Here is a 9,706-nt window from a genome sequence, read left to right on the forward strand (position 1 = left end):
ATTTAATAGAGTAGCATATCAAAAAATGGTAGAGGAGGAATTAGATTAATGGTTTGGAGAAACAAAGCCGTCGGCAAGTTTCTGGCGATCAGTACCCTCGTTGCAGGACTTGCTTCTGGAGCGGTGGGGTTGTCCGTAAATGCGGCGGAATCCGGTAGTACAGTGGCCAAGGACTTTGAGCTGCGCGTCCTACATACGAATGACACGCATGCCCACCTGGACAACATCGCTCGCAGGGTGACGGCCATCAACACAGCAAGAAACGATCACACGTTGTTGCTGGATGCAGGGGATGTTTTCTCGGGAACGTTATATTTCAATCAATTTAACGGTTTGGCCGATCTGTACTTTATGAACGAGTTGAAATATGATGCCATGACGTTTGGGAATCACGAATTCGACAAAGGACCAAGTACATTAGCCGAGTTCATTAAGCAGGCCAAGTTCCCATTTGTTAGTGCCAATCTGGACTTTAGTGCGGATGTGGACCTGAAAGGGTTAAGCCATTCCGAGCTGGGCAAACCAGGAGAGTCAGGTCAAATTTACCCGGCCGTAATTAAGGAAGTTGCCGGGGAGAAGGTGGGGATCATTGGCTTAACTACGCCTGAAACCTCCGTGTTATCCTCGCCTGGTCCTGACATCAAGTTCGCGGATGAAGTTGAAAGCACACAGAAGCAAGTTGATGCTTTGGAGGCCGAAGGGATCAACAAAATCGTTGTGTTGTCTCATTTGGGGTATACCGTTGACCAACAACTAGCTGAAGCCGTCAATGGGATTGATATCATCGTAGGCGGCCACTCCCATACCGTTCTGAATGCTCCGGAGGTCCATCATGCCGATGAAGAACCTACATTGATCGTACAGACCGGCGAATATAATCAAAATTTAGGTCAACTGGATGTCACTTTTGACTCCGAAGGGAAACTAACCGCCTGGAAAGGCGAGTTAATCGCGCTGGATGCCAAAGACGATGCCGGCAACTATGTGATTAAGAGCGATGCCGCAGCGGAAGCCAAGCTGAAGGAATATGCTGCTCCGCTGGAAGAGCTGAAGAAGACGGTAATCGGGAAGACCGAAACGGATTTGGACGGCGAACGCGGCAGCGTACGTAAGCAAGAGACGAATCTCGGCGACTTGATCGCGGATGGCATGCGCTCGAAGGTGATGAGCATCGTAAAAGAGTCCAACGTTAAAGGGTATGTTACGATCCAAAACGGCGGCGGGATTCGCGCTTCGATTAAAGCAGGAGATATTACCCTGGGCGACCTGCTCACCACAATGCCGTTCGGGAACAACTTAACGGCACTGAAAATGACAGGAGAAGAAATTGTCGCTGCACTGGAGAACGGTGTGAGTGGTGTTGAAAATGGGGAAGGGCGCTTCCCGCAAGTTTCGGGCCTGCGTTTCTACTACGATTCGACGAAACCAGGTGAAGTGATCGACGATGTGACGGGTGAGAAGACACAATCCGGACAACGCATCGTGAAAGTCCAAATTCAAAACGATGATGGCACTTATTCCGATATCGATCCTAAAGCATACTACATTGTGGCCACGAACTCGTTTATGGCGAGCGGCGGGGATTTCTACGCGTCAATGAAGCAAGCAAAGGACGCCGGTCGATTCTATGAGCTGAACCTCGTGGATTATGAAGTGTTCCATGAGTACCTCGACAAAGTGGGTACGATAAAAGCCGCCACGCAAGGGCGGATCACAGATCTGAAAGGGGCCGCATTACCAGCGGAAGCGGGCGGCAGTTCGCCAACTGCCCCAGGCACGACGCCTGAAACACCTGCATTTACGGATATTTCTGAAGATCCCCATGCTGCGCTGATCAATGAAGCTGCAGCTGCGGGTATTGTCGAAGGGTATGGGGATGGCACCTTCCGTCCGCAAGCGGAGGTAACCCGTGCTGAATTTGCGGTTATGATCAGCCGTGCGTTCCAAGTGCCGGAATCCACTGAAGCTGCGGGATATTCCGACATCTCGGAAGTGCCAAGCTGGGCTGTGACTGCGGTTAGTGCGCTTAAGCAAGCAGGGGCGCTTGAAGTGCTCGGGAAAGAGACGTTCCAGCCTAAAAGCACGCTTACTGCAAAGGAAGCCGCCGAAGCGATTGCTGTCCTCTCCGGCAAAGAAGCGAATCTGGCTGGCGTTGCCTCTGATGCCAAGGTGACGCGCAGCAGCTTGGTGTTGCTGATTCAGTCTGCGTTGAAATAATGTTACACAAATGTTTACCACCGCCTAGCCCAATTCCAGTGGACAGGCGGTGGTATTTTTTAGCTGGAAAACGGTTTATGATTTGCGCGGTGGATTTTGATCGTATTCATCCGCCAGTTCTTCCAGCGATTTAATAGGACCATGTGGGTTTTGTGCTTGCTTCCGACTTTTCATGGCATTCATTTTAGTGCGTTTCGATTTGGTCATCATCGACATCCCCTTTCATTTGTACGGTGAAGAACCAGGAACGTTCCTCCGCGATAGTTTGAGACGCGCCCAGACGAAATATTCATTCGGTGAGCGGGGGCATCCTTGCGATATTTGCGGTGGCGTTTGCGGAGAAGAGGGATTATAATCTTTTTCAATATTCACAGGTTTGGGGGGCTGGAAATGGAAGAAATCGAGCGATGGTATGATACGCAATATGACGAATGGGAGCGGTTGGAACGACATCGAATCGAGTACGACATCACAAGACGTTATCTCGACGAATACATTACCGGCGAGCAATTGCGCGTATTGGATATCGGGGGAGGGCCAGGCAGATATTCGATTGATTTGGCTGAGCAGGGACATGAGGTCACGCTGTTAGATTTGTCTATGCGACATCTGGAGGTAGCACGGACTAAAGCTAAGGAACGAGGAGTTGCTCTGAAGGATTATATTCATGGGAATGCCTTAGATTTAAGCGGAGTTCATGGGGAATTTGATGTTATTTTGCTGATGGGGCCGTTGTATCATTTGGTGGAGGAGAAGGATCGAAAAAATGCGGTCGAGGAAGCACTTAATCGGTTAAAACGGGGCGGCCTTCTTGTTGCCTCGTTTATCTCGAATTACGCTCCGCTTCAGGATTATCTGGCCCAACTGCGACCGTTTGATTCCGTTGATCAACTGCTCGATTATTTAAATCATGGTGTAAATCAAGTAACCCAGGGGTTTACTACGGCCTATTTTTCAGGGGATCCGGAAGCTAGAAATTTGATGGCAAGCTTTGGCTTAACAGAACTGATCTTTGCCGGAGTTGAGAACATCTTAGGCAGCAAGGAAGCTGAAATCAACGAGCTCGAGGAGCCGGAGTATCAAAAATGGCTTGAAATCGGCTTCCGCCTGAGTCAAGATGAATTTCTGATCGGGACCAGCCAGCATTTTCTCTATATTGGACGCAAATCTTAACATTTCCGATCCGCAAGGGATCAAGAAAGCAGCGGCATCGGTTGGTTGGAATCCTACCGTTCCGGCAGGGAAGAAGCTTTAATCAAAAAAGAAGTCGCAGGATATGCGACTTCTTTGTGCTTTTTAGAGGGTGATATGCCTTAAAACGTTCCGGCCATTTGGATGGCTTGTTGAAGGGCTTGCTCTTTAATTGCTTCGGCTTGATCTGGTTTTTCACTGGTTCCTTCAACATAAATGACCTGAACATCGTCAATGCCTAAGAATTTCAAGGTTGCTTTGATGTAGCTGTGGCTAAATTCAACGTCTTGGAACTCCCCGTTAGAGAGTACGGTGCCGGATGCCTGAATGTGTATCACTTTTTTTCCTTGCTGCGTGCCGGTTAATCCCCCTAATCCTCGGCGACCATTATTGGCTCTGGTGAAGGTTCTTCCAGGAACCGTGATCGCGTCAAAGTAAGTTTTTAAAACCGGAGGGAAGGCATAGTTCCAGACTGGATTTACAATCACCACTTTATCGGCGGTCATAAATTGTTCTACGATTTCATTCATTCGGATTGCTTTGGCCTTCGATTCTTCACTGAGTTCCTCGAAGGAAGGACCTGCTGGAGGTTGCCCCCAACGACGTAACAGGTCTGCATCGATTTGCGGGATGTCCATGCGATACAGATCCAAATGAATTACTTCATCGTTAGGGTGGGTTTCCTTGTATGTTTCGATGAATTGCTCACCAACAGATAAGCTGTACGTATCGCTTGTAAAAGGATGAGCTGTTATATAAAGTACGGTTGTCATGATTGAGTACACGCTCCATTTCTTATTTTTGATTGTTCACCAGAACAGTTCTCCTACTAGAATGATCATTCTCTTTTGGGTGAGCCGTCTCTTTGAAATTGAAACTTAACTTTCGTTGAGTATCATAAACGATTTGAGAACGATTAGTCAAGAAAAGGAGCAAGATCCCAGCGATTTTGCTCCTTGATATTTTGGGCTCCACATTAAGAATCGAGCTGTGAAAGCTCTTCTGTATTTGCTTGATGAATTGGATGAGAATTCATTGTACGAACTCTATGCATTAGCCCCCAATGGTTTAACACATTAAACAATGGCTCCAATGTATTTCCGTATTCGGATAGAGAATATTCGACTTTAGGGGGTTTGTCGGGAATGACACGTCTTTAGATCAATCCCGCTTCTTCCAGCTCTCTAAGTTGTTGCGTGAGCATTTTTTGTGAGATGCCGGTGAGCTCTCTTCGAAGTTCATTAAACCGTTTGCTTTTATCATGAATAGTCCATAATAAGTTGAGTTTCCACTTTCCACCGATGATTTTTAGAGTTTCATTGACATTGATATCACATTCGCTCTTCATCTCATTCAAAACCTGCTGGTCAATTTCAGATGTTTCCATGTTCATGTTAGTCATTCCCTCCAGAATACTCCTACAGATAAATTCCATCTAAGTATTCCCACAAATTATTAATGATGCTTAGTATACCTTAAAGTCCTTTTAGGTTAAAGAATCATCTGAAGTGATCTATGCGATTTGAGGTTGGAGTTGATGTAGTTACAAAAAAGTGACTATCAGAAGAAAAAGTGCCTCCTTGTCCAAATAAGTTGATTGCTTCTATACTTAGTCACGAGCCAATCAATTGACTTTAACTTGAAGTGAATGGCGTAAAAAATTTGAAGTACGCCAGAATACAAATATTAGGAGGAAGTCCTCATGATCGTCGTTACAGGGGCAACAAGTAATACTGGACGAGCTGTTGCATTGAATTTATTGGAAGCAGGAGCCCAAATTAGAGTTGTGGGACGCAGTCTTGATCGGTTGCAGCCTTTTGTTTCAAGAGGAGCTGAGGCTTTTGTAGCTGAACCAACGGATAAGGAAGCAATGCTGCGCGCATTTCAGGGAGCAGAAGCAGCCTATGTTATGCTTCAACCGGGCTTTATAGCTGACAGTGAAGACTTCCCAGCTTATCAGCAAGCAGTCATCGATGCCATTGTGCCTGCACTAGTTCAAAACGGCGTACGTAATATCGTTGCTTTAAGTGGTTGGGGGGCAAATTATGAACATGCATCCGGACCCCTTGCTGGACTTCGCTTACTGGAAAATCGATTACAAGCAGAAAGTTCGCTGCGTGTACTTGTTTTGCGTCCAGGTTGGTTTATGGAGAATGCAATCCCATTAATCTCTGCGATTAATAACACGGGGAACGCAAGCAGTCAGTTACGAGGAAACTTGCGATTGCCAATGATAGCGACAAGCGACATTGGAGCGGTTGCTGCGAGTTCCTTATTGAAACCCATGAAAGAAGGTTTCGAAGCTCGCGAGGTTCAAGGCCCTGATGAACTTACTTTAACTGAAGCAGCCGATATTATTGGTCAAGTAACTGGTGTCCAGGGGGCATCCTATGTACAAGCTTCCCCGATTGATGTGAAAGCAGAGATGTTAGGCGCTGGTTTCTCTGACCATATGGCAGAAGCCTTTGTGATTATGTCAGATGATCTTAACGCAGAACGGATCATCATGTTGCAACCTTTGGAAGAGCGTATTATTACTCGTACTGGGTTTGAGACCTTTGTTCGTCATACTTTAGAAATTCAATAATTTAATTATTAAATTGTCTTTTAGAAAGCGAGGGTTTTCTTTGATCAATAAGGATGAAGACTTGGGGGCTTACCTAAATTGGAAGATTGGGAATAAGACACTTACTACATTAAGCGATGGATATAATCCAATCGATTATGACACCATTCACTCGATCCCGAGAGAAGTAGGGATTTATCTTCAGCGCGAAGCGCACCGAACTGATAATCCGATTTTTACTCATAACATGTTCCTTATTCGGGGCGATGATCATCCTCCAATTTTAATCGATGCCGGTATGGGAGGATCTGCTGGTCCTACATTAGGTTGGCTTACAAGTTCTTTAGCAAAAGCAGGCGTGAAAAAGGAAGAAATCGGGTTAATCTTAATGACACATTTGCACCCTGATCATTGTGGAGGACTCGTGGATGAGAACGGAGAAGCCGTTTTTCCGAATGCTACACTTGTAGTTCACGAAGATGAAATAGATTTTTGGCTCACTTTAGAAGGTGAGCAACGTTCACCGGAAAGTCTTAAACCGTTTTTTGAAATGGTTCGAGCATCCGTAAAACCTTACCTTGAGCGTTTGGTAAAAATCACCTCCGGAGAAGTTGCTCCTGGCATTACAGCTGTGCCACTAGTGGGACATACTCCTGGACATACCGGTTATGTGGTAGAAAGCGAGGGAGTGGAGGTTTTCATTTGGGCAGATATAGTACACCTGCCAGCAATACAACCTGCGTGGCCGTCCGCTGGAGTAATCCACGACGTCGATCCAGATCTCGCCGCAGCCACGAGAAAGAAAGTATTTGTTGAAGTAGCTGATCGGAAACAGTTAGTAGCAGGAAACCATTTAGAGTTTCCAGGTTTAGCTTATTTAGAGCGCAAAGGTGAAGCCTTTAAGCTAGTCCCACAACTCTGGATTTCTAAGCTATAAATATATGATATTAGTCGGGAGATAAAAGGAAATATACACTTAAAGTCGCGTAAATGCGGCTTTTTTTATTTCCATAAAACATGCTAATATTTGAAATATGATAAATCGCCACAGCACCTGTGGCCATTTATTCTATAACGTGGAAACTTACCCTTTTACCTCGTGCTTCCCAAAAGCGTTGTAACGAAGTTAATCTGACCAACTTGAAATAACTCAACTTGAACCATGTGGGGAGGCGGTGTGAAATGAAAACTTATAACTGTGGACTGGAAATTTCTCTAGATCTCATCGGAGGAAAGTGGAAGGGGCTTGTGCTGTATTATTTGTTAAAAGGGCCTAAACGCACAGGGGAGCTAAAGCGTCTCATAAATCAGATATCGCAAAAGATGCTGATTCAAACACTGCGGGAACTAGAAGCAGACGGATTAATCAGTAAAAAAATGTACAACCAAGTACCGCCTAAGGTGGAATATTCAATGACAGCATTAGGTCGATCCCTCGAACCCATTTTGAAATTACTGTGTGATTGGGGAGAGGATTACGCGGAGCAATCCTACGCTCCAGGCGAGATTACGATTTTGAATCTAGAGTGATCAGGAACGTTCTAAAATCAACAGGCACGGGACAAATCAACATGTATTGTCCATTGTCCCGTGTTTTAATTCAATAGGATCTTTATCGAGTTACACTAGTCAGTTGGCTACCCCATTCTCCGATCGGGTCAAGCCAACTGACTGTTCGATCATCAATGAGGTCTGCAAGAGCCTCTTCATACTCACTACGGTAAGGCTTCGGAAGTTCATTCTGAATCCAGGTTTCCCTGGTCCCTTGCCAGATCTCGTAAATGACGAGATCATTCGGCTGGTCGATATCATCAGATACAATGGCATTGATAAAAGCAGGCTCATTTCTGAAGTCATTTATCAATGAGAACAAACGGTCTCGGAAGTTTTCTTTCATTCCTGGTTTTATTTTGAACCGAATATTGAGAATAACTTGATTTGTAATTGTGGACATCATCGCACACTCCTCATCATTTCATAAAATTGTGGCCACAAGTGTCATTATGGACTAGGAGTGATCTTGGGAAAAGTACACACTTTTGGGTTACATAGTCACTAAAGAGTAACAATTGAGGGAGAGGAAGGCCTACTTTGATAAGTATTTTTTCATTGGTGGAAGGTTGATTTAGATCATTCAGAAGAGAGTGAGGTAGGTGGGCGGAGATTTATTCATCACTCTTTATAATTACGTAAAATAATAATTTGACGAATAATTAGATATGGATTATTCTAGAAACAGGAGGTGCGCGTTCCACATGGATAAAACGACCAAAGCTCATTATATGAGCCGCATTGATGAGAAATTAACGGATTTGCCTTGGTACGTGACTGAATATATCGATACACGCAAACGGAAACTGTCGCATACCACATTACTGAATTATTGTCATGATTACATCATTTTCTTTGATTGGCTCGTAGCTGAACGATTCGCAGCTCCCAGTCGGAAAGAAGTTGAACTGTCTGTACTCGAAAAATTGACGGTTCGAGAAATCGAAAGCTTTCTGACGTTCCTAGAATATCAGTTAGGCAACTCCAAATTAACGATCAACCGTAAGTTATCAGCGCTCAAATCACTGTTTGATTATTTACAGAATAAAGCGGAAACCGCGGATCTGAAGCCTTATCTTGAGCGTAATGTGATGGCCAAGATTGAATTTAATGCGCTGAAAGAAAGCCAAGAAACGATCGCTAACCGGATTGAAGGCAAAATTTTGCGGGCCGATGATTTTGAGCTGTTTCGGCAGTTTGTGGCTTATGATTTTGGTGAGCAAAACCGGGAGAACAAACGATTGAATCAATTTCACGAATTTAATCGCGAACGGGATACTGCTATCGTATCCTTAATTCTGGGATCCGGATTACGATTATCTGAAGTAGCCGGCATCAACCTGGAAGATCTCGATATGAACAAAGGCTTGGTACGAGTCATTCGCAAAGGGAACAAGGAACAATACGTCTATTTCAGTGAACAAGCGAAGTTGGATCTGGAAAATTATTTAAATATTCGTGAAGCGCGGTATAAACCGGAAAAATCCGAAACCTACTTATTTATGGGCGCACCGATCGGACGTAAAGGCAAAAACCGGCGATTAACGCCAAGATCAATTGAGAAGCTGATCGAGAAATACGCAACAGCTTTTGGCAAGCCCGCGTTGACCGTTCATGCCTTACGCCATTCTTTCGCAACGCGTTATCATCAGGAGAATAACGATGTGCCGCGGCTGAAGAACCAATTAGGCCACGCCTCGATTCAAACTACGATGATCTATACACACTTAACGGATGAAGAGATGCGTAAAGCTGTCATTAATATGGATAAGTAGAATAATATGGATAAGTAGAATCCAAGCATACAAGATCGCCGGGAAGCAGTTAATCAGGCTCCTGCGGTCTTCTCGTTATGACTTTTTCACAAAACCCGTATTTTGTACATATGTATATCGATATCATTATGAACCCTGTCAAAGCTCATGATTAGCTCTTGATTGTCTTTAGTTTGTAATATTTACAATCCAACCACTTAGATTCCATTTCGATTGAATTCTTCTTTCGCCAATGCAATTACGTTCTGAATAAACGGTGCTTTACGCAACGTATACGTTTGTCGATCAGAACAAATCTCGGCTAATTCACGCTTTAAGTTCAAATATTGAGCCGCAACATCCGGATACTTAATTAAACCTGAATTTCGAAAGCCCATAAAGGCGGTCAGTTTGTAGCAGAACGATA

10 protein-coding genes and 1 pseudogene are annotated in these 9,706 nt (G+C 44.6%); 6 read left to right on the top strand and 5 right to left on the bottom strand.

What is annotated here, in order from left to right; all coding sequences use genetic code 11:
• Positions 1-48 precede the first annotated feature (48 nt).
• Positions 49-2,217, top strand: coding sequence for a 5'-nucleotidase C-terminal domain-containing protein (locus RW092_RS20275; RefSeq protein ID WP_316011107.1), 2,169 nt, complete (start codon positions 49-51; stop codon positions 2,215-2,217).
• A 75-nt stretch (positions 2,218-2,292) separates the two neighbouring features.
• On the opposite strand, the gene RW092_RS20280 is transcribed toward RW092_RS20275, so the two are convergent.
• Positions 2,293-2,424: a DUF6254 family protein gene (locus RW092_RS20280; RefSeq protein ID WP_244268280.1), complete on the bottom strand. Its 132-nt coding sequence runs from the start codon at positions 2,422-2,424 to the stop codon at positions 2,293-2,295.
• A 183-nt stretch (positions 2,425-2,607) separates the two neighbouring features.
• Here RW092_RS20280 and RW092_RS20285 point away from each other — a divergent pair, with 183 nt between their 5' ends.
• The gene (locus RW092_RS20285; RefSeq protein ID WP_316011108.1) at positions 2,608-3,390 is read left to right on the top strand and encodes a class I SAM-dependent methyltransferase; all 783 of its coding nucleotides are present in this window, start codon (positions 2,608-2,610) and stop codon (positions 3,388-3,390) included.
• Between the two features lie 140 nt (positions 3,391-3,530).
• Here the strand turns inward: RW092_RS20285 and RW092_RS20290 are convergent, their stop codons facing one another.
• Together RW092_RS20290 and RW092_RS20295 are read right to left on the bottom strand one after the other, a co-directional pair.
• The gene (locus RW092_RS20290; RefSeq protein ID WP_316011109.1) at positions 3,531-4,181 is read right to left on the bottom strand and encodes an FMN-dependent NADH-azoreductase; all 651 of its coding nucleotides are present in this window, start codon (positions 4,179-4,181) and stop codon (positions 3,531-3,533) included.
• 203 nt (positions 4,182-4,384) lie between these two features.
• Positions 4,385-4,843, bottom strand: a pseudogene (locus RW092_RS20295) (winged helix-turn-helix transcriptional regulator).
• 267 nt (positions 4,844-5,110) lie between these two features.
• Here RW092_RS20295 and RW092_RS20300 point away from each other — a divergent pair.
• The 3 genes from RW092_RS20300 to RW092_RS20310 all read left to right on the top strand — a co-directional run bounded on the left by RW092_RS20300 (position 5,111) and on the right by RW092_RS20310 (position 7,504).
• Positions 5,111-5,995 carry an NmrA family NAD(P)-binding protein gene (locus RW092_RS20300; RefSeq protein WP_016312135.1) on the top strand — a complete coding sequence of 295 codons (885 nt, stop codon included), beginning with the start codon at positions 5,111-5,113 and terminating at the stop codon, positions 5,993-5,995.
• 40 nt (positions 5,996-6,035) lie between these two features.
• A complete protein-coding gene (locus RW092_RS20305; RefSeq protein WP_316011110.1) occupies positions 6,036-6,911 on the top strand; it encodes an MBL fold metallo-hydrolase in 876 nt (291 codons plus the stop codon).
• Between the two features lie 245 nt (positions 6,912-7,156).
• Positions 7,157-7,504, top strand: coding sequence for a winged helix-turn-helix transcriptional regulator (locus tag RW092_RS20310; protein WP_016312137.1), 348 nt, complete (start codon positions 7,157-7,159; stop codon positions 7,502-7,504).
• A gap of 82 nt (positions 7,505-7,586) precedes the next feature.
• Here the strand turns inward: RW092_RS20310 and RW092_RS20315 are convergent, their stop codons facing one another.
• The gene (locus RW092_RS20315) at positions 7,587-7,928 is read right to left on the bottom strand and encodes a putative quinol monooxygenase (RefSeq protein ID WP_028537631.1); all 342 of its coding nucleotides are present in this window, start codon (positions 7,926-7,928) and stop codon (positions 7,587-7,589) included.
• 301 nt (positions 7,929-8,229) lie between these two features.
• Here RW092_RS20315 and xerS point away from each other — a divergent pair, with 301 nt between their 5' ends.
• The gene (gene xerS / locus RW092_RS20320) at positions 8,230-9,300 is read left to right on the top strand and encodes a tyrosine recombinase XerS (RefSeq protein WP_316011111.1); all 1,071 of its coding nucleotides are present in this window, start codon (positions 8,230-8,232) and stop codon (positions 9,298-9,300) included.
• Positions 9,301-9,497: 197 nt separating this feature from the next.
• Here xerS and RW092_RS20325 read toward each other — a convergent pair.
• On the bottom strand, positions 9,498-9,706 hold a 209-nt coding region (locus tag RW092_RS20325; protein ID WP_316011112.1), incomplete at its 5' end, for a GrpB family protein.

The sequence above is a fragment of the Paenibacillus sp. 3LSP genome (assembly GCF_032465655.1).
Classification (GTDB): Bacteria; Bacillota; Bacilli; order Paenibacillales; family Paenibacillaceae; genus Fontibacillus; species Fontibacillus barengoltzii.

Bases quoted from the DNA above. Each gene is read 5' to 3' on its own strand.
- RW092_RS20315 (WP_028537631.1), bottom strand. From the start codon at position 7,928: ATGTCCACAATTACAAATCAAGTTATTCTCAATATTCGGTTCAAAATA.
- RW092_RS20280 (WP_244268280.1), bottom strand. From the start codon at position 2,424: ATGACCAAATCGAAACGCACTAAAATGAATGCCATGAAAAGTCGGAAG.
- RW092_RS20290 (WP_316011109.1), bottom strand. From the start codon at position 4,181: ATGACAACCGTACTTTATATAACAGCTCATCCTTTTACAAGCGATACG.
- RW092_RS20310 (WP_016312137.1), top strand. From the start codon at position 7,157: ATGAAAACTTATAACTGTGGACTGGAAATTTCTCTAGATCTCATCGGA.
- RW092_RS20275 (WP_316011107.1), top strand. From the start codon at position 49: ATGGTTTGGAGAAACAAAGCCGTCGGCAAGTTTCTGGCGATCAGTACC.
- xerS (WP_316011111.1), top strand. From the start codon at position 8,230: ATGGATAAAACGACCAAAGCTCATTATATGAGCCGCATTGATGAGAAA.
- RW092_RS20300 (WP_016312135.1), top strand. From the start codon at position 5,111: ATGATCGTCGTTACAGGGGCAACAAGTAATACTGGACGAGCTGTTGCA.
- RW092_RS20285 (WP_316011108.1), top strand. From the start codon at position 2,608: ATGGAAGAAATCGAGCGATGGTATGATACGCAATATGACGAATGGGAG.